This window comes from Ciceribacter ferrooxidans, from assembly GCF_004137355.1.
Lineage (GTDB): Bacteria > Pseudomonadota > Alphaproteobacteria > Rhizobiales > Rhizobiaceae > Allorhizobium > Allorhizobium ferrooxidans.
The window spans coordinates 1-257 of the sequence record NZ_SDVB01000386.1; the positions used below are offsets into that span (position 1 = coordinate 1).

1 protein-coding gene is annotated in these 257 nt (G+C 66.1%); it reads left to right on the forward strand.

The genetic code is table 11. The features are described 5' to 3' along the window. On the forward strand, positions 1-257 hold a 257-nt coding region (locus EUU22_RS25410; protein ID WP_165351282.1), incomplete at both ends, for a hypothetical protein.

Consider the following 257-nt stretch of genomic DNA (forward strand, 5'->3'; position numbering starts at 1 on the left):
TGGGACGACTCGCTACCGGCTCCTCTGCACGGGCACCTCGGTCTGACGGCGGCGAAGGCGCCGTGCGGCGAGCGCGCGACGCGCTGGCGGGACGACCATATCGCCGTCGGCAGTTGGGTCCTGATCCACCCGAACAACGATCCCTTCGACGCGAACCTCGTTCCCGGCAACAGCTACGTCGCGGCGATCACGTTGAACGGCGCCGGTGACTACCATCTCGATGTTTGGAGCGGCACGAAAGACTTCTGGGTGGATCC